26 protein-coding genes and 1 tRNA gene are annotated in these 20,431 nt (G+C 60.2%); 16 read left to right on the forward strand and 11 right to left on the reverse strand.

Annotated elements, in window-relative coordinates; genetic code table 11:
* Positions 1-143 precede the first annotated feature (143 nt).
* The 5 genes from phnC to Q0936_RS02310 are packed head-to-tail and all read left to right on the forward strand — an operon-like array spanning position 144 to position 4,743.
* Positions 144-956 (forward strand): phosphonate ABC transporter ATP-binding protein, encoded by an 813-nt coding sequence (gene phnC, locus Q0936_RS02290; RefSeq protein ID WP_299295477.1) that lies wholly within the window; start codon positions 144-146, stop codon positions 954-956.
* Between the two features lie 38 nt (positions 957-994).
* Positions 995-1,903 (forward strand): phosphonate ABC transporter substrate-binding protein, encoded by a 909-nt coding sequence (gene phnD, locus Q0936_RS02295; RefSeq protein WP_299138855.1) that lies wholly within the window; start codon positions 995-997, stop codon positions 1,901-1,903.
* Between the two features lie 58 nt (positions 1,904-1,961).
* A complete protein-coding gene (phnE, locus tag Q0936_RS02300) occupies positions 1,962-2,813 on the forward strand; it encodes a phosphonate ABC transporter, permease protein PhnE (RefSeq protein ID WP_299295480.1) in 852 nt (283 codons plus the stop codon).
* Entirely contained in the window at positions 2,810-4,129 is a 1,320-nt protein-coding gene (phnE, locus tag Q0936_RS02305) for a phosphonate ABC transporter, permease protein PhnE (RefSeq protein WP_299295482.1), read from the forward strand. Before phnE (Q0936_RS02300) ends, phnE (Q0936_RS02305) begins: the two co-directional genes overlap by 4 nt.
* Positions 4,129-4,743: a chloramphenicol acetyltransferase gene (locus Q0936_RS02310; RefSeq protein ID WP_299295484.1), complete on the forward strand. Its 615-nt coding sequence runs from the start codon at positions 4,129-4,131 to the stop codon at positions 4,741-4,743. Before phnE (Q0936_RS02305) ends, Q0936_RS02310 begins: the two co-directional genes overlap by 1 nt.
* 6 nt (positions 4,744-4,749) lie before the next feature.
* On the opposite strand, the gene Q0936_RS02315 is transcribed toward Q0936_RS02310, so the two are convergent.
* From Q0936_RS02315 to Q0936_RS02330, 4 genes are all read right to left on the reverse strand, one after another.
* Complete coding sequence (locus tag Q0936_RS02315) at positions 4,750-5,349, reverse strand: short chain dehydrogenase (RefSeq protein ID WP_299295487.1); 600 nt, start codon at positions 5,347-5,349, stop codon at positions 4,750-4,752.
* Complete coding sequence (locus Q0936_RS02320; protein WP_299295489.1) at positions 5,318-5,707, reverse strand: MerR family transcriptional regulator; 390 nt, start codon at positions 5,705-5,707, stop codon at positions 5,318-5,320. The genes Q0936_RS02315 and Q0936_RS02320 overlap by 32 nt, the downstream gene beginning before the upstream one ends.
* A gap of 287 nt (positions 5,708-5,994) precedes the next feature.
* Positions 5,995-6,070 (reverse strand) — tRNA-Ala (locus Q0936_RS02325).
* A 90-nt stretch (positions 6,071-6,160) separates the two neighbouring features.
* On the reverse strand, positions 6,161-6,490 hold the full coding sequence (locus Q0936_RS02330; protein ID WP_299138806.1) for a TIGR02300 family protein: 330 nt from the start codon (positions 6,488-6,490) through the stop codon (positions 6,161-6,163).
* Positions 6,491-6,645: 155 nt separating this feature from the next.
* On the opposite strand from Q0936_RS02330, the gene Q0936_RS02335 reads away from it, so the two are divergent.
* The 3 genes from Q0936_RS02335 (at position 6,646) to Q0936_RS02345 (ending at position 9,144) form a co-directional block, all read left to right on the forward strand.
* A complete protein-coding gene (locus tag Q0936_RS02335) occupies positions 6,646-7,326 on the forward strand; it encodes a SprT family zinc-dependent metalloprotease (RefSeq protein WP_363323278.1) in 681 nt (226 codons plus the stop codon).
* 31 nt (positions 7,327-7,357) lie between these two features.
* A complete protein-coding gene (locus tag Q0936_RS02340; RefSeq protein WP_299140116.1) occupies positions 7,358-8,008 on the forward strand; it encodes a GntR family transcriptional regulator in 651 nt (216 codons plus the stop codon).
* Between the two features lie 62 nt (positions 8,009-8,070).
* Entirely contained in the window at positions 8,071-9,144 is a 1,074-nt protein-coding gene (locus Q0936_RS02345; RefSeq protein ID WP_299295493.1) for a PAS domain-containing sensor histidine kinase, read from the forward strand.
* Here Q0936_RS02345 and Q0936_RS02350 read toward each other — a convergent pair.
* Together Q0936_RS02350 and Q0936_RS02355 are read right to left on the reverse strand one after the other, a co-directional pair.
* On the reverse strand, positions 9,141-10,103 hold the full coding sequence (locus Q0936_RS02350; protein ID WP_299138797.1) for an acetyl-CoA carboxylase carboxyltransferase subunit alpha: 963 nt from the start codon (positions 10,101-10,103) through the stop codon (positions 9,141-9,143). The two genes, Q0936_RS02345 and Q0936_RS02350, sit on opposite strands and share 4 nt — an antisense overlap.
* A gap of 59 nt (positions 10,104-10,162) precedes the next feature.
* A complete protein-coding gene (locus Q0936_RS02355; RefSeq protein ID WP_299295495.1) occupies positions 10,163-10,756 on the reverse strand; it encodes a LysE family translocator in 594 nt (197 codons plus the stop codon).
* 72 nt (positions 10,757-10,828) lie between these two features.
* Here Q0936_RS02355 and Q0936_RS02360 point away from each other — a divergent pair, with 72 nt between their 5' ends.
* Positions 10,829-11,281 carry an Lrp/AsnC family transcriptional regulator gene (locus Q0936_RS02360; protein WP_299295497.1) on the forward strand — a complete coding sequence of 151 codons (453 nt, stop codon included), beginning with the start codon at positions 10,829-10,831 and terminating at the stop codon, positions 11,279-11,281.
* Between the two features lies 1 nt (position 11,282).
* Here the strand turns inward: Q0936_RS02360 and Q0936_RS02365 are convergent, their stop codons facing one another.
* The gene (locus Q0936_RS02365) at positions 11,283-11,750 is read right to left on the reverse strand and encodes a DUF302 domain-containing protein (RefSeq protein ID WP_299295499.1); all 468 of its coding nucleotides are present in this window, start codon (positions 11,748-11,750) and stop codon (positions 11,283-11,285) included.
* A gap of 210 nt (positions 11,751-11,960) precedes the next feature.
* On the opposite strand from Q0936_RS02365, the gene Q0936_RS02370 reads away from it, so the two are divergent.
* The gene (locus Q0936_RS02370; RefSeq protein ID WP_366524811.1) at positions 11,961-12,365 is read left to right on the forward strand and encodes a lytic transglycosylase domain-containing protein; all 405 of its coding nucleotides are present in this window, start codon (positions 11,961-11,963) and stop codon (positions 12,363-12,365) included.
* A 47-nt stretch (positions 12,366-12,412) separates the two neighbouring features.
* Here Q0936_RS02370 and Q0936_RS02375 read toward each other — a convergent pair whose 3' ends face one another.
* Positions 12,413-13,372, reverse strand: a complete 960-nt coding sequence (locus tag Q0936_RS02375) for an L-malyl-CoA/beta-methylmalyl-CoA lyase (RefSeq protein WP_299138786.1) — start codon at positions 13,370-13,372, stop codon at positions 12,413-12,415.
* Positions 13,373-13,634: 262 nt separating this feature from the next.
* Here Q0936_RS02375 and dgcN point away from each other — a divergent pair, with 262 nt between their 5' ends.
* The 6 genes from dgcN (at position 13,635) to Q0936_RS02405 (ending at position 18,659) form a co-directional block, all read left to right on the forward strand.
* A complete protein-coding gene (dgcN, locus tag Q0936_RS02380) occupies positions 13,635-14,633 on the forward strand; it encodes an N-acetyltransferase DgcN (protein WP_299138785.1) in 999 nt (332 codons plus the stop codon).
* Positions 14,634-14,696: 63 nt separating this feature from the next.
* Positions 14,697-15,662: an N-acetyl-D-Glu racemase DgcA gene (gene dgcA / locus Q0936_RS02385; RefSeq protein WP_299293809.1), complete on the forward strand. Its 966-nt coding sequence runs from the start codon at positions 14,697-14,699 to the stop codon at positions 15,660-15,662.
* Between the two features lie 21 nt (positions 15,663-15,683).
* Positions 15,684-16,487, forward strand: coding sequence for a hypothetical protein (locus tag Q0936_RS02390; RefSeq protein WP_299293812.1), 804 nt, complete (start codon positions 15,684-15,686; stop codon positions 16,485-16,487).
* A 33-nt stretch (positions 16,488-16,520) separates the two neighbouring features.
* A complete protein-coding gene (locus Q0936_RS02395; RefSeq protein WP_299138779.1) occupies positions 16,521-17,381 on the forward strand; it encodes a D-amino-acid transaminase in 861 nt (286 codons plus the stop codon).
* A 100-nt stretch (positions 17,382-17,481) separates the two neighbouring features.
* A complete protein-coding gene (locus tag Q0936_RS02400; protein WP_299293815.1) occupies positions 17,482-18,375 on the forward strand; it encodes an SPFH domain-containing protein in 894 nt (297 codons plus the stop codon).
* Positions 18,375-18,659: a hypothetical protein gene (locus Q0936_RS02405; RefSeq protein ID WP_299293818.1), complete on the forward strand. Its 285-nt coding sequence runs from the start codon at positions 18,375-18,377 to the stop codon at positions 18,657-18,659. The genes Q0936_RS02400 and Q0936_RS02405 overlap by 1 nt, the downstream gene beginning before the upstream one ends.
* 36 nt (positions 18,660-18,695) lie before the next feature.
* Here the strand turns inward: Q0936_RS02405 and Q0936_RS02410 are convergent, their stop codons facing one another.
* Genes Q0936_RS02410 through Q0936_RS02420 form a run of 3 tightly spaced genes read right to left on the reverse strand, consistent with a single transcriptional unit; the run spans position 18,696 to position 20,377 of the window.
* Positions 18,696-19,286, reverse strand: coding sequence for an OsmC family protein (locus tag Q0936_RS02410; RefSeq protein ID WP_299297507.1), 591 nt, complete (start codon positions 19,284-19,286; stop codon positions 18,696-18,698).
* Positions 19,283-19,597: a DUF1244 domain-containing protein gene (locus Q0936_RS02415; protein ID WP_299297508.1), complete on the reverse strand. Its 315-nt coding sequence runs from the start codon at positions 19,595-19,597 to the stop codon at positions 19,283-19,285. Before Q0936_RS02415 ends, Q0936_RS02410 begins: the two co-directional genes overlap by 4 nt.
* Positions 19,598-19,639: 42 nt before the next feature.
* Positions 19,640-20,377: an N-formylglutamate amidohydrolase gene (locus tag Q0936_RS02420; protein WP_299297509.1), complete on the reverse strand. Its 738-nt coding sequence runs from the start codon at positions 20,375-20,377 to the stop codon at positions 19,640-19,642.
* Positions 20,378-20,431 lie beyond the last annotated feature (54 nt).

A 20,431-nucleotide genomic window follows, 5' to 3' on the forward strand; every position in this document is an offset into this window, starting at 1 on the left:
TTTGGTAACGTCTGTATGACACCCGGCTCAGGCGCTGCGCGTCACAAATCCTTTGCAAGACTGTAACCGTCAGGTTTCAAAACTGTCACCGATCAGACATGGACGGTGCGTATTCCGGCCCCCAAGCACAAACGGGGGCTCACATGCTGGCAATCGACCGATTGACGAAACGCTTTGGCGACAAGACCGCTGTGGATGCCGCGTCATTCGTGACCGACAAACCGACCATGATCGGGATCATTGGGCGGTCTGGTGCGGGCAAATCCACGTTGTTGCGCATGATCAACCGCTTGGCCGAGCCGACCGAGGGGCGCATCACCTACAATGGTGAGGACGTCACACACCTGTCTGGTGCGCGGCGGCGGGACTGGCAATCGCGCTGTGCGATGATCTTTCAACAGTTCAATCTGGTGCCGCGTATGGATGTGGTTAGCAACGTGCTGCACGGCACGCTGAACCGTCGGTCGACGCTGGCCACGATGTTCAACTTATACCCGCAGGCCGACATCCACACGGCCATCGACATCCTTGATCGTCTGGGCATCGCAGAACAAGCGCCCAAACGGGCCGAGGCCTTGTCCGGCGGTCAGCAGCAGCGGGTCGCCATTGCGCGCGCGTTGATGCAGGACCCGGACATTATCCTGGCGGATGAACCCATCGCGTCGCTTGATCCGATGAACGCCCAGATCGTGATGGAGGCCCTACGCCGCATCCATGACGAAGATGGGCGGACAGTGATTTGCAACCTGCACACGCTGGATACTTCGCGCCGCTATTGCGACCGGGTGATTGGGATGCGGGATGGGCGGATCGTGTTCGACGGCACGCCTGCACAACTGACCACTGGTGTTGCGCGCGACATCTACGGCGCGGGCGCCGATTTTTCCGAAGCTGCGACCTCGACCGAGATCGAGACGCTGAACCAGGCCGGTGCGGCAATCCGCGTTCCGGCCTGACTTTTTTACAATCCATGTCCAACTGACGGAGACGACCCATGAAAACGACTTTTGCCCTGGCCCTGGCCGCCACAACCGCGCTGAGCGGTGTCGCATATGCCGAGACCATCAACGAATTTCGCATCGGCATCCTGGGCGGCGAGAACGCCCAGGACCGTCTGAACTCGTATTCCTGCCTGCAAGGTTACACCGAAGACGCGCTGGGCGTTGAGGTCAAGCTGTTCGCGCCTGCCGACTATAACGGTGTCATCCAGGGCCTGTTGGGCGGCACCATCGACATGGCGTGGCTGGGTGCGTCGTCCTACGCGGCGACATTCCTGCAAGACCCCGAAGCGGTCGAGCCGGTTCTGGTCAAGGTGAACGTGGACGGGTCCATCGGCTATCATTCCATCGGGTTTGCCCGCACCGAATCCGGCATCACATCGCTGGATGACATGAAGGGCAAGGACTTTGGCTTTGGCGACCCGAACTCGACCTCTGGCTATCTGATCCCGTCGATCGAGATCCCCGAGGCCACAGGCGCAACAATGGAATCCGACGACTACTTTGGTGAGGTCAAATTCACCGGCGGCCACGAGCAGACCATCGTCGCTGTGTTCAACGGTGACATCGACGCAGGCGTGACCTGGGCTGACGGTCAGGGCGACTGGGAAGACGGCTATAACTCCGGCGCATTGCGCAAGGCGGTTGATGCCGGTCTGGTCGACATGAACGAGCTGACGCAGATCTGGAAATCCAAGGTCATCCCCGAAGGTCCCATCGTGCTGCGCAAGGCGTTGCCTGCGGATGTGCGTGCCACGATGACGGCGCTGGTCGACGGTCTGCACGAGCGTGACCAGGACTGTGCCTACGCTGTGGCGGCTGGCGAAACGCTCGGTTTTCAGCCGGTGACGCATGACACCTACACATCGGTGATCGAGGCGCGCAAAGCCAAGATCAGCAACTGATTTCCACATCACACGGGGTCGCCAGACAGGCGGCCCCGTTTTCAAATCGAGCATCCCCATGACCGACGCCACTGCGCAGATACAGGCCAACTATATGGCCCTTGTAAACCGTCGTCGCCTGTACGGCGGTTTGACGCTCGCGGTGTTTGCCCTGCTGATGATCAGCGGGTTCAACATCGCTGACGACCGCAACGCGGGTGGGTTTTGGGACGGGTTGCACAACATTGGCGATTATCCCGCTGATGTCCTGTCCGAGGCCTGGGCCAAGCGGGCCGACCTGCCGGGTCTTTTGGTCAAATACATCCCGGCGCTGATCGAGACGATCAACATTGCTGCTGTGTCCACATTGGTCGGCGCGGTTGCTGGGCTGTTTCTGTCGCTGTTGTCCACGCGCGGTCTGGCGCGGTGGCCGCGCGCCATTCCGGTCTTTCGGCGGTTCATGGACCTGATGCGTGCCATCCCCGAGATCGTCATTGCCCTGATGCTGATATTCGTCATGGGCGGCGGGCCTGTGCCTGCGATGATTGCCATTGCAATCCACACCGCGGGCGCATTGGGCAAGATGTTTTCCGAAGTGGCCGAGAATGCCGACCTCAAACCCGTCGATGGTTTGAAATCGACCGGGGCCACATGGTCGCAACAAATGCTGCTGGGCGTGATCCCGCAGATTGCACCCAACTACCTCAGCTATGCTTTGCTGCGGTTCGAGATCAATATCCGCGCCTCGGCGATCCTGGGTTTCGTTGGCGCAGGCGGGATCGGCTATGAGCTGCGCAATGCGATGGCTTGGGGGCCGGGCCGATTTGACGAGGCGGCGGCTATTTTTATCCTGCTCTTTGCCACCATCGTGGCCTTTGACCAGGTGTCGTCGCGCTACCGCGACCGTTTGACCAAGGGGGCGCGGGCATGAGCGACGTTGCAACATTGAAACTGGATGCTGACGGGCTGATCCAGCGCAAGAGGCTGATTGCCTGTGCGGTGCCTGCGGTGATCCTGGCCTATCTTGTCTACGTCTTTTTCGCCTTTGACGTTCTGGGTCTGGCACAGCGGGCCAAGTGGGACAACGCAGTCACGTTGGTGTCCGACAGTTGGTCCTATAAGACGCATGTGACACGGTCCAACCGGTCGGGTGCGGTCGACTATGCGGTCGAGGGCGAGCGCAAGGGGCGGTATCCCGATGGTGCGCGCCCCGAATGGGTGACAGGCGGGGATGATGCGTTGCGCATCGCATTGGGTGACGGGGCAATGGTGACATTGCTGCCGGGCAACGCCACCCGGATCGAAGTACCCACGTTTGGCGTGATCGACGCCGTGTTGGCCGACGGTCAGATTGTCACCAACCTCAGCGGTACGCTGCCCGATTGGATCAATGCCAGCCCGCGCCGGGTGACCATCACCACCGACAATGGGCGGGTGACACTGACGCGGTCCAAGACCGAAGTGTTCCGGTATCAGGGCGGTTGGGAGCTGTTCTTTTTCACACTGGCCTCGCCCTATCACGGGGTGCCGGTGACCCAGATCCTGTTCGGAGAACAGATCGACCCCGCGCAGTCCAATGTGGCCGGAGCATGGGGTGACTTCTGGGGCAATCCCATGTGGCGGCATGCCGACGTTGTCTGGGCCATTGGCGAGACCATCCTGATGGCGTTTCTGGGCACATTTGGCGCTGCAATGATCGCGCTGCCGCTGGCATTCATGGTGGCGCGCAACTTTGCCCCCTTGGCGCTGGTGCGGGGTGTGACGCGGCGGCTCTTTGACTTTGTGCGCGGCGTTGATGCGTTGATCTGGACTATCGTTCTGGCGCGGGCCTTTGGTCCGGGGCCGTTGACCGGTGCCTTGGCAATCCTGATCACGGACACGGGCACGTTCGGCAAGATTTTCTCCGAAGCGTTGGAGAACGTGGACGCCAAACAGATCGAAGGTGTCGCGTCGACCGGGGCCAAGCCGATGCAGCGTTACCGCTTTGGGGTGATCCCACAGATTGTGCCGGTGCTGTTGGCGCAGATCCTCTATTTCCTGGAATCGAATACCCGGTCCGCGACGATCATCGGTGCAATCACAGGGGGCGGCATTGGTCTGCTGCTGACGCAAGCGATGCAGACGCAAAAAGATTGGGAAGAGGTCGCCTATTACATCGTCCTGGTTGTGCTGATGGTGATGTTCATGGACTGGTTCTCTGGTTGGCTGCGCGGTCGTCTGATTGGGCGCAGTGAAGGCAAACACTGATGGCGCGCCTCGGCAAGGATGTGTTTCTGCATGCAGATGTGGAGGTGACCGAGACCACGTTTGGTCACTATGTCGAAGTCGGCAAGGGATCGCGGATCGTCTATGCGACATTGGGCGACTATTCCTATTGTGACCGCTATGCCGACATTGCGAACGCGACTGTGGGCAAGTTTTCCAACATTGCGAGCTTTGTCCGGATTGGGGCGACAGATCACCCGCTGCATACGGCGAGCTGTCACCACTTTCTCTACCGGTCAGATGACTATTGGGACGATGCCGGGCGGGACGAGGCGTTCTTTGCCCATCGCAGGTCCCGCCGCGCGACCGTGGGCCACGATACCTGGCTGGGGCATGGGGCGATGATAAAGCCAGAAGTGATTGTGGGTGATGGTGCCGTGGTCGCAGCGGGCGCGGTCGTGACCAGGGACGTTGCGCCTTACACGATTGTGGCGGGCACCCCTGCCGTGCAATTGCGTGACCGGCAGCCAGAGGGCATTGCCGAGCGCCTTGTGGCGCTGGCGTGGTGGGACTGGCCCCACGACCGTTTGCGCGGCGCTTTGGATGATTTTCGCAGGCTGCCCGCCGAAGCGTTTCTGGAGAAATACGGAGGCTGATGGGCACTATGGCACGGTGATGACCTGTCCGGTGCCTGCGCCTTCGACGGCTTTGACATAGGCGCGTCCAACATCCTCGGCCGGTACCGGCGCGTGACCTGGAAAGAGTGCACCATAGCGGTCCTGCGACGTGTCGAGCAGGCCGGGGCTGACCACGTTCAGCCGGAGGCCGCGTGGCATTTCAATGGCCGCGCCGGAAACGAACCCCGACAGCGCGCCGTTTGCCGTGGCCGCGCCGATGCCTCCGCGCACTGGATCGCGGTCAAGGATCCCGCTGGTTAGGGTAAAGGAGCCCGCGTCGGCAACAGTGTTCAGTCCGCACAGGACCAGATTGATCTGGCCCATCACCTTGTGTCGCATGCCGTAAAGCATCGTGTCGTGGTCGTGATCCGCAAGCGGGCAAAACCGCACCTCACCTGCAGTGCTGACAACGGCATCGACCTGCCCGATATGGGAGAACATCGCAGTCACTGCCGCAGCGTCCGACATATCGAGTGTCACATCCCCGCGTGAGCGGCCCGCACGGATCAGGTCATGCCGCTCGCCCAATGCGGCGCAGGCCGCGCGCCCGACGTCACCATAGGCGCCAACGATAAGAATCCTCATGCCATGCCTCCATGATCTGCTCATAGCGCTCAATCTTGCGCCCCAGCAGCGCACGGCATTGATCAAGGTGCTGCTGCTGTTGATCGAGATGGGCGCCATGCGCTTCCAACATCTCTTTTCGGTCGGCAATGGTCGCATCGCCATGGCGGTACAGATTGGCAAACGCCTTCATCCGTGCGGTGGGCTTGCCGGTGTTGCGCAGGGACGCGAGCAAGACAAACCAGTCCAGATTTTCAGGGGTGAACCGACGTTGCCCATCTGGTGCCCGCGCGATGGGCGGACAGACGCCGGATTTCTCATAGTAGCGGATGGTGTCGATGCTCCGCCCGCATTTCCCGGAGACTTCTGTAATCTTCATGGTTGGGTCCTTTCACAGCATCGCCAAAAGGACCCTAGCAAGCTGGAGTTGCTCCAGCGCAAGCGGAAAAATCTGGTGGATCTGCGCAACCGAACCGCTGCATTCAGGGTGACGGCGCAGCCGATGCCCGTCGGTCGGCGCCCACGGATGCAGCTTTAACATGTCTTGGTGGCGAGGAACGGTGGAGCATAGCGGGATCGAACCGCTGCACTCAGGGTGACGGCGCAGCCGTTGCCCGTAAGTCAGCGCCTGCGGATGCAGTTGTCACATGTCTTGATGGCGAGGAATGGTGGAGCATAGCGGGATCGAACCGCTGACCTCCTGCATGCCATGCAGGCGCTCTCCCAGCTGAGCTAATGCCCCATTCCTGGTTGGCCGTTTGGCCGTGCGCCGCTGATTAGGCGCTTTGCCGAACGGGATCAAGCGAAAAAGACCCCGTTCGACCCTTGGTTTTCAGGACTCGTCGTCCTCGGATGCGACGTCGGCCAGTTCTTCGAGGGGGACTGTATCTTCGTCCTCTTCGTCGTCCAGCAAATCGTCGTCCAGTTCCACATCGACGTCATCATCGTCGAGCACCTGATCCTCGTCCTCGGACGCGGTTGCAGCCTTGGCTTTGGCTGTTACGGCATCTTCGGCGTCGGCTGCAATCATGCGCGTCTTGGTGCTGTCCAGTTCGACCACATCGCCTGTATAGGGGCTGACGATGGGATTCCGGTTCATGTCATAAAACCGTTTACCCGTGGTTGGGCACAGGCGTTTGGTGCCCCATTCTTCCTTTGGCATCGGTGATCCTTCGTGTCTCGTGTGGCCTGCGGTGCGATGGCGCGACAGCGCGCGGTGCAGGACGTCCATATTGCGGCGATTCTGGGCAAGTGCCATAAGGCCGGGACGGAGTCAAAGCCTTATGACGCAATGGGGGAAATGGGGTGGCGGAGCATGTGCTTCAAGGGGATCCGGATATCCCGCTGACCTTGCGCCGATCTGCGCGGGCGCGGCGCATCACATTGCGTATTTCCCAATTGGATGGACGGGTGACCCTGACAGCGCCAAATGCGGTGCCAACGAACGAGGCGCTGGCCTTTGCCCACCAGAAAGAGCGGTGGATTCGCAAGCATTTGGAAGCGCGACCCGGTGAAGTGCGTGTCACCGTTGGCGCAGTTCTGCCCGTCGAGGGGATGCCGCGGCGGATTGATCCGGGGCGCGGCCGTACTGTTGAGCTGACGGATGACGCCCTTCTGGTGCCGGGAAAAGTAGACGCGGTGCCGCGTCGCCTGCTGGGATATCTCAAGGCGCATGCACGTGACCGTTTGGCCGCCGCCTGTGACGTTTATGCAGCGCGGTTGGGTCAGTCGTATTCCGGCCTCAGTATTCGAGACACCCGGTCCCGTTGGGGGTCATGTTCCTCGACTGGGCGGCTGATGTTTTCGTGGCGCTTGATCCTCGCGCCGGTGCCCGTGCTGAACTATGTGGCGGCACATGAGGTTGCGCATCTGGCCCAGATGAACCACTCGCCCGCGTTCTGGGCCGAGGTTGAACGCATCCACGGACCCTATACCGAAATGCGTCGGTGGTTGCGCACGGATGGCAACGACCTGCACCGCTACCGATTTGGCGATTGACCCACGGTTCTGCCTGTGATCACAAATGCCCATGCAAGTATCGCCACGCCCAAGAGACAGCACAACAGCCGCCCATGATCGCGTGTATCGGCGGTTGCGGACACGGATCATGCACGGCGACATCCCGCCGGGGCAGGCCCTGACACTGCGCGGGATTGGCAAACAGTACGATGTGTCCATGACACCTGTGCGCGAGGCTGCCCGCCGCCTCGTGGCTGAGGGTGCGTTAACGCTGTCGCCGTCCGGGCGCATGTCGACGCCCGAGCTGTCGAATGAACGGATCGAGGAATTGGCCGCGCTGCGGGCGTTGATCGAGGTCGAACTCGCAACGCGGGCGTTGCCGCGTGCGCATCTTGCATTGATTGAGCGGCTTCAATCCATCAACGGCGCGGTGGCCGAGGCTGTCGCGCACCGTGATGCCGTGAGCTATATCCGCACGAACCTCGAATTCCATCGCACACTGTACCTGCGGGCGCAGGCACCCGCGATGCTGGCCATGGCAGAGACCGTGTGGTTGCAGATGGGACCGACGATGCGGTCGCTCTATGGCAGATTGCGGCGCACTGAGCCGCCGCGCTATCACCGTCTGATCATTGCGGCCCTGCGTGCGGGGGACGAGCCGGGGTTGCGGCTTGCGGTCCGATCCGACGTCACCCAAGGGTTGCGTATGCTCGCCACCTGACACGTTAAGCGTTTGGTAGACTTGCCCGGTATATGTCTCGTTGCACTGAACGAGGGTGACCGATGCAGACGCAAGACTTTTCGAGTTATGATTTCGTGGACGAGGCGATCTTTGTCCTGAAGGCGGATGCGGCGGGTCGCCCGATTTATCATTTTCTCAATGCGTGTGGTCTGAACAGTCTGGGCAAGACGTTGGACCAGGTGCGCGATCAACCGGCTTACGAGATATTTTCCGGGCGCGCGGCCTATTCCGTTTACAGGCGACAGTGCCGCGCGTGGTCAGATGCCCAATCCACCGAGTACGAGGTTGCGCTGCCGATCAAGGACGCGACAACCTGGGTCCATACGCGGTTGCGCGCCGTCTATGACGATGCGGGCGCCCTGAGCTATATGGTTGGCACATCCAAGGACATCACCGACCACCGCGAGCAGATACAAGCGCAAGCGATGGCCCACGCGGCGGCCCGCGAGATGGAAGACCTGGTATGTCTGGCCGCGCATGATTTGCGCAGTCCGATCGGCAATCTGAAAACGCTGGCCTCCGTGATGCGCCAGGACTTTGTGGATCATGGTGACGGCAAAGTTCAGTTAATTGATATGATTGATAAAATCGCAGACAAAGCGTTGTCTGTTGTCTCTGACATCATGGCGCAGGCGCTCGCTGCGAATGCGCCGGACCAGACGACGACATTTGATTTCGGGGCGTTGTGTGACGATGTCATGGTTCTGCTGGACCCGATGCGGTCACACAGTGCGGAATTTCCGCGTGTTGAGGTTCAGGCCGATTACACCGTAGTCCAGATCATCCTGCGCAATCTCATCGACAACGCCATCAAGTTCTCGGGCAAGCCCTCGGTCCACATACAGATCGGTGTCACTCAGATGAACGCACAGCGCCTGGTGTTTTCTGTGCTCGATGATGGGGATGGTTTCGGCGATGTGGCCGTCAATGCGTATGGACCGGACGCAGGGCCGGTCGAATCCATTGGCGGATATGGCTTGTTGGGGGTGCGCCGCCTTGCGCGGTCACGCGGCGGGCGTGTCACCGTTGCACAGCGCGATGTTGGCGCAGAAGTGCTGTTTGAACTGCCGGGTATCGTCGTAGGCGCGGATATGCAGGCAACTGGCGTCGGTTAGGCCGCCAGCCCCGTTTGCCCCAGGTCGAGGAATTTTTTGCGGCGGTCTGCGATCAGGGCGCTGGGGTCCTTGCCGTCCAGTTCCGTCAACATGCCGGCGATTGCGGCACTGACCGATGCAATCGTGGCCGCAGGATGGCGGTGGGCGCCGCCAACGGATTCCGGGATGATACGGTCGATCACACCCAACTGCTTGAGGTCCTGTGCCGTCAGGCGCAATGCCTCTGCCGCCTCGCGCATTTTCTCAGCGTCTTTCCACAAGATCGACGCACAGCCTTCGGGGCTGATCACGGAATAGACAGAGTGTTCCAGCATCGCCACGCGGTTGGCTGTGGCAAAGGCAACAGCACCACCTGATCCGCCCTCACCAATGACAATCGACATCAGGGGCACGCCGATTTGCAGGCATTTCTCGGTCGACCGGGCAATGGCTTCGGATTGGCCGCGCTCTTCCGCACCTTTGCCGGGATAGGCGCCGGGGGTGTCCACCAGCGTGATCACCGGCAGGCCAAATCGGTGTGCCATGTCCATCAGCCGGATGGCTTTGCGGTAACCTTCGGGGCGGGCCATGCCAAAGTTGCGTTCGATCCGGGATTTGGTGTCATTGCCCTTTTCATGGCCGATCACAACGACGGGGCGGTCGTCGAAACGAGCCAGACCGCCCATAACGGCGTGATCGTCGGCAAAATTGCGATCCCCGGCCAGAGGTGTGTATTCGGTGAACAGCGCCTCGATATAGTCGGTGCAATGCGGACGATCCGGGTGGCGGGCCACCTGGCATTTCCGCCATGGCGTGAGATCCTTGTAGAGGTCGGCCAGCAATACTTCGGCCTTGGCGTCGAGGGCGGTGGCCTCGTCCGAGACATCCATGTCCTCGTTTTGGCGCGCGAGTGCCCGCAGCTCTTCGGCCTTGCCTTCGATTTCGGCCAACGGCTTTTCGAATTCCAGATATTGCGTCACGCGCGATCTCCGCCTCTTGGTTTGCCGCTATATGGCGGGGCGCGTCGCAATTTGCAACGCTAGGGAAAGAGGACCGGGTAGAGCGATGCCACCAGCAATACAGCCATGGACCAGTTGAAAGCGGTCAAACGCGCAGGATTGGTGAGGATGCGCGCCATCTGTTGCCCCAGCAACGTCCATGAACTGACCGCAGGCAAGTTGATGGCACCAAAGACTGCCGCGACGATGGCAATCGCCCACACCGACGTGTCGGGCGTGTAGACGGTGACAGCCGTCAGGGCCATGGTCCATGCCTTTGGATTGACCCATTGGAATGCGGCGGCCTGTAGGAATGTCATCGGCGTGCCGGTGTTGGACGATGCGTCGGACGGCGCGGCATGCGCGATTTTCCAGGCCAGCCACAGTAGGTACAGCACGGACGCCCCTTTGAGGATCGTGTGGCTGACTGGATAGGCATCGAACACCTGCACCAGCCCGGCCCCCACAAGCAGCACCATAAAGACAAAGCCGAGACCGACCCCCAGCATATGTGGGATCGTCCGGCGAAAGCCGAAATTCGCGCCCGACGCCATGAGCATCAGGTTGTTGGGGCCCGGCGTGATCGAGCTGACAAAGGCAAAGACGGCCAAAGCGCTGATGAGTTCAAGTGTCATGTGCAACAAATGGCAAGAAGCGCGCCGCTTAGGATTGCAAATTTGTAGGGCATGCGGAAAGCTACGCAATGAATGGCGAAGGTTGACGCGATAAACGACAATATATTGTCAGAGCTTGGTCGAGACGGCCGGATCAGCAACATCGACCTTGCGGCACGGGTGGGGCTGTCGCCCTCTGCGTGTCTGCGCCGTGTTCAGGAGTTGGAGCGCACAGGCGTCATCAGCGGGTACCGCGCCGTTCTGGACCGGACCAAATTGGGCACGGGGTTTGTCGCGTATATCGGTGTCGGTCTGAACAGTCATACGAAGGCCAGTCAGGAAGCCTTTGAACGGGCTATTGCCCATGCACCCGAGGTGCGGGAATGCCACAACATCACCGGAAATGTGGAATATTTGTTGCGTGTCGAATGCGCGGATCTGGTCAGCTACAAGTCGTTTCACACGGATATGTTGGGCGCGCTGCCGCAGGTGAACGGCATTACGACTTATGTGGTGATCGGATCCCCAAAGGATGAGCGCGCATAGGTCACTGTGTGGCTTGTGCGCTGATCGCTGCAAAGATCCCATCGAGTTCGGTCGCAAGTGTGGCAAGCTCTGGGCCAGCCTCGTCCACGTAGGGTGCAAAGACGGTCGATGGCAGTTTGTAGCTGAGAGTGGCCGTGCCATCCTGGTTTTCAGTGACGTAGACCCGTACCGGCGCTTCGATCATGGCGGCGGTCGACAGGTTCAGGATGTTAACGGCGTAGACGTTGTTGAACAGACCGATCACGCGGTTGCCGGGGATGGTGATGCCCCTTTGTCTGGCGGCCCCTGTTGGGCCTGCTTGCGTGACGACGCCCATTTTGTGCGCCTTGGCGGCCGATTTCACATCAGCGATCAGGGCGTCATAGGATTTTGAACTGGGTGTGACGGACCAGCCCGCGCGTTGTGCCATCTCGGCGTGGGCGGTCTGTGTGCACAGGATCAGGGCAAGAGCGGCGAACAGGCGTGTCATATCGGGGTCCTTACTGTTTGGGACAGTCAACAATGGCTGGGCGAAGATGCCCAATCACGTCTCTGTGCGGTTCCCTGCCTATGAAGGCAGGCGGTCTTTGCGGGCGTTTGGGCTGTGCTGTATCGCAGTGCAATGAGATGGCTTGTTTTCCTGTGCATTGTAATCGTGACTGCGTGTGGACGCCCTGAACCCGCGCCGGTTTTGGAGGCTGTGCCGCTATACCCGAACGAAACAGTCGCATTGCGCGCGCAGATCGAAGCAGCGGCGGCGCGGAACGACGTGCCTGTGGCGTTGGTGCAGCGGGTGATTGTGCGCGAGAGCACGCACAGGCCGGAGGCGCGAAATGGTACCTATTATGGGCTCATGCAGATTCTGCCAGCGACAGCGCGCAGCATGGGGTTTCGCGGAGAACCCGATGCGCTGTTGGATGCGGAGACGAATTTGAAGTTTGCAGTCCGGTATTTGCGCGGTGCGTGGTTGGTGTCAGGGGGCGACATGGATGCCGCCGTGATGTGGTACGCGCGGGGGTATTATTACGAAGCCAAGCGCTTGGGGTTGATTGCCGAGACAGGTGTTGATGGGCGCAAGGATTGGTCTGTGGAGGATGGGGGCTGACGTGCTTTGGCCTGTGGCCAAAGACACCCCACCCACCATCCCTATTGTCACGCGCCGGCGATCATCTCGGATTGCCGCACGATGACTTCGGCCTGTTTGATCGACGCAATATCGACCAACCGCCCTTTGTAGACCGTGGCGCCTTCACCCTTGGCCTTGGCTGCGTCCATTGCTGCCAAGATCTCGCGGGCTTCGGCCACAGCGGCCTCTGATGGGGTAAAGACTTCGTTGGCGATGGCGACCTGTTTGGGATGGATGGCCCATTTGCCGACCATGCCCAGTGTTGCCGAGCGCAGTGCCTGTGCCCGGAAGCCGTCGTCATCAGAGAAATCGCCAAAGGGACCATCCACCGGCAGGACGCCGTGTGTCCGGCATGCGGCGACGATGGCTGCTTGTGCCCAGTGCCATGGGTCGGACCAGTGTTTCTGGCCGTCGCGGATCATGTAGTAGTTTTCTTGTGTTCCGCCGATTCCGGTGGTTGCCATGCCCATGGAGGCCGCGAAATCTGCGGCGCCCAGCGACATAGCGGCCATGCGGGGAGAAGCGGCTGCGATCTCTTCGACGTGGGCGATGCCTGCTGCGGATTCGATGATGACTTCGAATGTGATGGGTTTTGTGCGGCCCTTGGCGGTTTCGATGGCAGTGACGAGGGCGTCGACGGCATAGACATCGGCTGCATTGCCGACCTTTGGGATCATGATCTGGTCTAGCCTGTCGGGCGCTTGTTCCAGCAGGTCGACGACGTCACGATACCAGTAGGGTGTATCGAGGCCGTTGATGCGCACCGACAGCGTCTTGGTTCCCCAGTCGATGTCGCCGATGGCCTGAATGATGTTGGCGCGAGCGCTGTCCTTGTCGGAGGGGGCCACGCTGTCTTCGAGGTCCAGGTTGATGACATCGGCAGCGGAGGCAGCCATTTTTTCGAAAATGGCAGGGCGAGATCCGGGGCCAAAGAGTTGGCAGCGATTGGGGCGTGCAGGCGGTGTGGGTTGAAGGCGGAAGGACATGGGCGACCCCTTGGCAACATTGTTTCGTTTTTCTCTGTCACGCAGCTATTAAATTGCGTAGCGGTACGCAACCATCATTTTGCAGGTGCAGCATTCGAGTCGGCGGCGTGTGCGTTTCATGGCGGCTTCGCGCAAGTTTCTTCGAACAATTTGCTAATTGGCGCTGAAATCTACGGTTAAGGACTGCGTCAGAGCGCGCTTCGCAATGGTTTTGCGCAGAAAACCGGTAAAATCGCGCGGAACTGCTATGGGGAAATGCGACATGATTCAGACACCGTATCTTTTGTTCCTGGGCGACGCGCCTGACCAACTGGCTGCGAAAGTGGCGCAAGGCATCAAGGACTGGCGCCCCGAGAATGCAGTGGGTCAATTCCGACTGCCGGGCTGTGGTGCGGATATGGGCCTTGCCGACATGTCCCTCGAAGAAGGGCTGAAGGCCGGTGCGAAAACACTGGTCATTGGTGTGGCCAACCGGGGTGGCGTGATTTCGGATGAGTGGAAGGTCGTTTTAGTTCAAGCCTTGCAGATGGGGTATGATCTGGCGGCTGGCCTGCACAACTTGCTGCGCGACGAAAACGAATTGCAGTCGGCAGCCAAGGTCAATGGCGGTACGCTGCATGACGTGCGGGTGCCGACAATCGCCTATCCCATTGCCAACGGCAAGAAACGGACAGGCAAGCGGGTTTTGGCCATTGGGACGGATTGTTCCTGTGGCAAGATGTATACCGCCATGTCCATGGACGCAGAGATGCGCGACCGGGGGATGAAATCCGATTTCCGCGCAACTGGGCAGACTGGTATTTTGATCACGGGCAAGGGTGTGCCGTTGGACGCTGTGATTGCCGATTTCATGGCCGGCGCCGTTGAATACCTGACACCCGACAACGATGCGGATCACTGGGATCACATCGAAGGGCAGGGCAGCCTGTTCCACGTGTCCTATTCCGGGGTCACCATGGCGTTGATCCATGGCGGTCAGCCGGATGCATTGGTGCTGTGCCACGAACCCACGCGGACACACATGCGCGGACTGCCGCACTACGGTTTGCCGTCGTTGGAGACACTGCGTGACACGGCACTGCCCTTGGCGCGTGTGGCCAACCCGGATTGCTTTGTGGCGGGTGTGTCGGTCAACACGAAGGCTTTGGATGAGGCGGCGGCGCAAGCCTGCCTGAAAGAGATCGAAGATCGCATGGGCCTGCCCGCAACGGACCCGTTCCGTTTTGGCGCTGGCAAGCTGGTGGATGCGCTGGCATCCTGACGCAGAGATAGCGGGGCCTCATGGCCCCGCGTTGGCTGGTATTTGGCAAGGCGAGGGCGGGATATGCGCATCGAAGTGACCCGAGACGCGTTCAAATTGGCGCAGGTTTTCACCATTTCCCGTGGGTCTCGGACAGAAGCGAATGTGCTGACTGTGCGCATCTCGGATGGCGATGCAAACGGTTGGGGCGAGTGTGTGCCCTACACCCGCTATGACGAAACGTTGGACAGCGTCATGGCTGAAATCGCGGGTTTGCCGGAGACTGTATCGCGCGAGGCGCTCTACGACTTGCTGCCCGCAGGGGCCGCACGGAATGCTGTCGATTGTGCATTGTGGGACCTTGAGGCCAAGCAGGCCGGGAAACGTATGTGGGACATGGCCGGGTTGCCCGTGCCGGGCCCCGAGATCACGGCCTATACGCTGTCGCTGGACACGCCAGAGGCGATGCAGGCGCAAGCGGTCACACATGCGCACCGCCCGCTGCTCAAGATCAAACTGGGCACGCCCGATGACATGCCGCGTCTGGAGGCGGTGCGTGCCGGTGCACCAAAGTCGCGGATCATCGTGGACGCCAACGAGGGGTGGTCCGCCGAAGTCTATGCCGACCTTGCACCCCATCTGGTGCGTTTGGGCGTTGATCTGGTGGAACAACCCCTGCCCGCTGATCAGGACGACGCGTTGTTGGGGATGGAACGGCCTGTGCCGGTCTGTGCCGACGAAAGCTGCCATGATCGGGCGAGCCTGCCCCATCTGAAGGGCAAATACGACCTCATCAACATCAAGCTGGACAAGGCCGGTGGGCTGACAGAGGCCCTGGCGCTGCGGGCCGAAGCGCTCGCTCAGGGCTACGGCATCATGATCGGGTGCATGGTTGGATCGTCCCTCGCGATGGCGCCTGCGACCCTGTTGGCGCAAGGGGCGTCGATCGTGGACCTTGACGGCCCATTGCTGTTGGCCGAAGACAGGGACACCCCGCTGACATTTGATGATGCCGGTGTGCATCCGCCCAAGGCGGCGCTGTGGGGCTGATTGAACGATAAGGGGGCGCAAATGCCAAATTGGTTTGGACTGTTTTTGGGCCTTATCCTGACACTGGCGTCCGGAGCGGCGATGGCGCAGCAGCCGTGGACCGTTGTGCTGACCAAGAAACAGGCCAAGGCGCTGGCCGAGTTGTCCGGCGAGCCTGATGTGACCGCATTTGCGATTTCGCCGGACGGTGCATGGGGCCGGTCCTGGGGCTACGACAGTGCGGAAAATGCTGGCGCACGGGCGGTCAACTTTTGTCAGTCCGAACTGCGACCGGGCAAGCGTGACTGTTTTCTGTTCGAACTGGCAGGCAAACGTATGGTCCCTGAGGTCGTTGAGACGCGCAAGGTGTCCAAGGTTTACAGACCTGTAAACGGCCGTCAGGCGGCCGCGCTGTTCGGTCGGGTCGATTTCGACTTTGCGGGCAATGTCCCTGCCGCCGCAGCGCAACACCAAACGGCGCTCTCGTCTCCAGCGGGGCTGCGCGAGGACAAGGCGCTGCGCAAAGCTCTGGAAAACCGCAGCATCATGTCACTCAAGGCCAAAGGCTTCGCTGTGGTCTTTGAAGATGTCTATGCGGAACAGATTGCTATGGGCAGCGGTGGGCTGCTCAAAACATATTTTGACAGCTGGACCGTCACATCCGAAGGGCTTGTGTGCATGTTTGACGGGTATTGGGCGTCGACGGGCAAACCCCGTGGCACCGTGTGCCTGATCCTGCATGATGCGACGGACGGCGCAGTGACAATGGCGTGGGGCAACAAACCCAATGCGCGACAGAAAATGCAATTGATCGCAGGCGACGCTCGATTCGCCACTGCACGGTAAACGGGCGCGGCCCGGACAAGAAGGATAAGAGACATGCGCACTGTTTATGTAAATGGCGACTACTTGCCCGAGAACGAGGCCAAGGTGTCGATCTTTGACCGTGGGTTCCTGATGGCGGACGGGGTGTACGAGGTGACATCGGTTCTGGACGGCAAGCTGATTGATTTCGACGGCCACGCCGTGCGGCTTCAGCGTTCGCTGGACGAACTCGACATGGCATCTCCGATTTCCAAGGAAGACCTGCTTGAAGTGCACCGCGAACTGGTGCGTCTGAACGGGATCGAAGAAGGGATGATCTATCTCCAGATCACACGGGGTGCGCCGGATGATCGGGATTTCGCCTTTCCCGATCCCGAGACGACGCCCCAGACCATCGTTCTGTTCACACAGAACAAGCCCGGACTGGCAGATAACCCCGCCGCCAAAAAGGGGATGAAGGTCATCAGCATCGAAGACATCCGCTGGGGCCGTCGTGACATCAAGACGGTGCAATTGTTGTACCCGTCGATGGGCAAGATGATGGCCAAAAAGGCCGGGGCCGATGACGCCTGGATGATCCAGGACGGGTTTGTCACCGAAGGGACGTCAAACAACGCCTACATTGTCAAAGGCAACAAGATCATCACCCGCGCAAAATCCAAGGATATCCTGCACGGCATCACCCGCGCGGCTGTGCTGCGGTTTGCCCAAGAGGCGCAAATGGAGGTTGAGGAACGCAACTTTACCATCGACGAGGCCCGAGAGGCCGACGAGGCGTTCATCACTTCGGCGTCGACTTTTGTGATGCCGGTTGTCGAAATCGATGGTCAGACGCTGGGCGATGGCACACCCGGTCGTGTCGCGCCGCGTTTGCGTGAAATCTACCTTGACGAGAGCCGCAAAGCGGCAGTCTGATCGACCACTTCAAAGCCCGCTTTTCAATTACCTCTTGAAAAGCGGGCTTTTTATTCCCATCTCAGAATGTGAACTATATTAACATCGAGGGGCAAATTAAATGAATGAAGAGCTTATACTGAGCCTGCTGAGCGAGAACCTGATCTTGATCTTGGGTGCCGTGTTCCTGCTTGTCTGTCTGTTTCTGGGCGTTCGCATCGTGCCGCAATCCGAGCAATACGTGGTTGAACGATTTGGCCGTTTGCACTCGGTGCTCGGGCCGGGCATCAACTTTATCGTGCCGTTTCTGGACGTTGTGCGTCACAAGGTGTCAGTGCTGGAACGTCAGTTGCCGAATGCCAGCCAGGATGCAATCACGTCGGACAACGTGCTGGTACAGGTTGAAACCAGCATCTTTTACCGGGTGACGGAACCTGAGCGCACTGTGTACCGGATCCGCGACGTGGACGGTGCGGTCCAGACCACTGTGGCCGGGATCGTGCGCGCCGAGATCGGCAAGATGGAGTTGGATGAGGTCCAATCGAACCGCTCGCAACTGATCAACCAGATCAAACACCTGGTCGAAGAGGCCGTGAACGATTGGGGTATCGAAGTGACGCGCGCCGAAATTCTGGACGTGAACCTGGACACTGCAACCCGCGAGGCGATGCTGCAGCAGCTGAATGCCGAACGCGCGCGTCGCGCCGCGGTGACCGAAGCCGAAGGTAGCAAACGCGCGACCGAGTTGAACGCGGACGCAGAGCTGTATGCAGCCGAACAAGCCGCCAAGGCGCGCCGTGTTGAGGCGGAGGCCGAGGCTTATGCCACGCAGGTTGTGGCCGAGGCGATTGCGACCCACGGGATCGAAGCGGCGCAGTATCAGGTCGCTTTGAAACAGGTGGATGCCGTGTCGGCCATGGCGTCGGGTGATGGTCAGCAGACCGTCATTCTGCCAGCCAGTGCAATGGACGCTTTCGGTGAAGCCTTTGGGATGTTGGCGGGGAGGAAGAAATGATGACGGATCTCTGGTCAGTCTGGTGGGTATGGATCGTTGCCGCATTGACGCTGGCGTTGATCGAAGTGTTCATCCCTGCCTTTGTCTTTCTTGGTCTGGCCGTTGGTGCCGCCGTGGTTGGGGTCGCACTTGGCTTTGGCCTGCTGGGCTGGGTCGGCGCCGGGTTGCCCATGCTGCTCTTGCTGTTTGCAGTGTCGTCCGTGGTCGCGGCCATTGCCCTGCGCAACATCATCGGCGTTCGGCGCGGACAGGTCAAACACTGGGACCGCGATATCAACGAATGATATGCCGTCGGGCGGAGCATTGCTCCGCCCGTTTGGTCAGGCGCCGTTGCCGGAGTGGCTGAGCGCAGTGTCGCCATTGTGGACCAGCCGTGTGGTCCAGGGGATCGGATTGCGCAGCGCAAAATGCGCCATGCAGGCTCCTTCGGCCTCCGCCAGCAATGCCTCGATCCGGTCACGGGGTTCGGGGCTTTCGATCAGAACATGTGTTTCGACAAGCTCCGTCCTGCCGTCGGTCGTGTGCCCCAAGTCGCGCATATGCCCGAGGTTGGTGGCAAAACGCACCCGTTGTTCCAGCCGCAGAGACGTGATTTCGATCTTGCGCGCAGTGTAGATGTCGGTGAGGTGCGTCATCAGGCAGAACCCGATGCCTGCGCAGAAATAGGCCAGCGGGGGCGGTGCCTGATCTTCGCCCACCGGGGGTTGTTCGTCACAATAAAGCGTGAGCGGTGAAAAGCCGGGGATGTTCACGGACACCGATCCGGTCTTGTGCTGCATGTTTCCGGCCTCGGCCACAAGGTTCACCTCGAACTGCAGCGGATCGGGCGCTTTGGCCCGTTTGAACGGGTCCGGTGTGAATGCAGTGGGCTCGGGGGCGTCAACGGCGCGCTGACCAACGCGGTATGTCACGACTTGTCCCCGACATTCTGGGCAAAGGCATCCTTGAAGGTCTCTTGCTGGGCGGCGCTTGCGTCTGTTTGGTAGTCCGCCTTCCAGTCATCCATCGTCATGCCATAGAACGTCTCGCGCGCGGCATCCTTGGTCATATCGATGCCGCGCTTGTTCGCGGCCTCCTGATACCAGCGCGACAGGCAGTTCCGGCAGAACCCAGCCAGGTTCATCATGTCGATGTTCTGCACATCTGTCCGGTCCTGCATCAGGTGTTGGCGCAGGCGACGGAATGCGGCGGCCTCGAGTTCGAGCTGGGTTTGGTCATCCATTTGGTCGGTCCTTTTGTGTGCGATCTGGCGGGGCGTGAGAGATCACAGATTGGCTTGCAAGCGCGCGGCGTCAAGATGCGGGGCCAGACGCGCCGCCCATTCCTGTTGGCCTTCCGCCTGTGTGATCAAATCCTGGCGTAGCTCCAGGATGACATTCGGGCGACCGGGAATATGGGCATGCTGGCTCATCGCATCGCCGGGGAAAAATCCCGCATAGGGCGCGTTGTCACCCACAGGTGTGGTCAAATCCGCGGTCAGGCGTTGGATCAACGGATCGGCAATACGCCGGTCTTGCGCAGAGAGCACGCCAATCTCCCAGGGTCGCGGCGGGCGGCCAACAAGCTGCGGGGTAAAGCTGTGCATGGCGAGGAAGCATACCTCACGCCCGGCGGCGGTGTGCGCGATGGCACTGTGATAAGGCGCATAAAGGGTGTCGATCCGGCGTTGTCGCTCTTCGTCCGGCAGGATGCGATTGCCGGGGATGATTGTCCCGTCATACAGCTGGGGGATCAGGGTGGGATCGTCGGCACCCCGGTTCGGGTCAATCACGAGACGTGAAAAATTGGCACTGACAACTGGCGCATTCAGCAACACACCCAACGCCCGCGCGACACCAAGCGCGCCAATATCTATGGCGATGTGGCGCTCCATTTCCGCGTCCGGTAGGCCAAGCGTGCCGCCATTGACATGGGGCGGCACAAGGTTCGTGGCATGATCACAGGTAATGACCCACGGGCCGTTTCGATCTGCGCCGTCGATGAAATAGGGGATGTGTGTCATGTAACCTTCACCAAATGTGTCGCAGGTTTAGGCCAGTTGCCATGGGAAGTGAAT

This window comes from uncultured Tateyamaria sp. (assembly GCF_947488715.1).
Lineage (GTDB): Bacteria > Pseudomonadota > Alphaproteobacteria > Rhodobacterales > Rhodobacteraceae > Tateyamaria.

Coding starts and splice junctions, on each gene's coding strand:
- phnE (WP_299295482.1), top strand. CDS start 2,810: ATGAGCGACGTTGCAACATTGAAACTGGATGCTGACGGGCTGATCCAG.
- Q0936_RS02360 (WP_299295497.1), top strand. CDS start 10,829: ATGGCGAAGGTTGACGCGATAAACGACAATATATTGTCAGAGCTTGGT.
- Q0936_RS02375 (WP_299138786.1), bottom strand. CDS start 13,372: ATGTCCTTCCGCCTTCAACCCACACCGCCTGCACGCCCCAATCGCTGC.
- Q0936_RS02315 (WP_299295487.1), bottom strand. CDS start 5,349: ATGAGGATTCTTATCGTTGGCGCCTATGGTGACGTCGGGCGCGCGGCC.
- Q0936_RS02390 (WP_299293812.1), top strand. CDS start 15,684: ATGCCAAATTGGTTTGGACTGTTTTTGGGCCTTATCCTGACACTGGCG.
- Q0936_RS02310 (WP_299295484.1), top strand. CDS start 4,129: ATGGCGCGCCTCGGCAAGGATGTGTTTCTGCATGCAGATGTGGAGGTG.
- phnD (WP_299138855.1), top strand. CDS start 995: ATGAAAACGACTTTTGCCCTGGCCCTGGCCGCCACAACCGCGCTGAGC.
- Q0936_RS02405 (WP_299293818.1), top strand. CDS start 18,375: ATGACGGATCTCTGGTCAGTCTGGTGGGTATGGATCGTTGCCGCATTG.
- Q0936_RS02415 (WP_299297508.1), bottom strand. CDS start 19,597: ATGGATGACCAAACCCAGCTCGAACTCGAGGCCGCCGCATTCCGTCGC.
- phnE (WP_299295480.1), top strand. CDS start 1,962: ATGACCGACGCCACTGCGCAGATACAGGCCAACTATATGGCCCTTGTA.
- dgcA (WP_299293809.1), top strand. CDS start 14,697: ATGCGCATCGAAGTGACCCGAGACGCGTTCAAATTGGCGCAGGTTTTC.
- Q0936_RS02395 (WP_299138779.1), top strand. CDS start 16,521: ATGCGCACTGTTTATGTAAATGGCGACTACTTGCCCGAGAACGAGGCC.
- Q0936_RS02420 (WP_299297509.1), bottom strand. CDS start 20,377: ATGACACACATCCCCTATTTCATCGACGGCGCAGATCGAAACGGCCCG.
- Q0936_RS02345 (WP_299295493.1), top strand. CDS start 8,071: ATGCAGACGCAAGACTTTTCGAGTTATGATTTCGTGGACGAGGCGATC.
- Q0936_RS02340 (WP_299140116.1), top strand. CDS start 7,358: ATGCAAGTATCGCCACGCCCAAGAGACAGCACAACAGCCGCCCATGAT.
- Q0936_RS02400 (WP_299293815.1), top strand. CDS start 17,482: ATGAATGAAGAGCTTATACTGAGCCTGCTGAGCGAGAACCTGATCTTG.
- dgcN (WP_299138785.1), top strand. CDS start 13,635: ATGATTCAGACACCGTATCTTTTGTTCCTGGGCGACGCGCCTGACCAA.
- phnC (WP_299295477.1), top strand. CDS start 144: ATGCTGGCAATCGACCGATTGACGAAACGCTTTGGCGACAAGACCGCT.
- Q0936_RS02330 (WP_299138806.1), bottom strand. CDS start 6,490: ATGCCAAAGGAAGAATGGGGCACCAAACGCCTGTGCCCAACCACGGGT.
- Q0936_RS02320 (WP_299295489.1), bottom strand. CDS start 5,707: ATGAAGATTACAGAAGTCTCCGGGAAATGCGGGCGGAGCATCGACACC.
- Q0936_RS02365 (WP_299295499.1), bottom strand. CDS start 11,750: ATGACACGCCTGTTCGCCGCTCTTGCCCTGATCCTGTGCACACAGACC.
- Q0936_RS02355 (WP_299295495.1), bottom strand. CDS start 10,756: ATGACACTTGAACTCATCAGCGCTTTGGCCGTCTTTGCCTTTGTCAGC.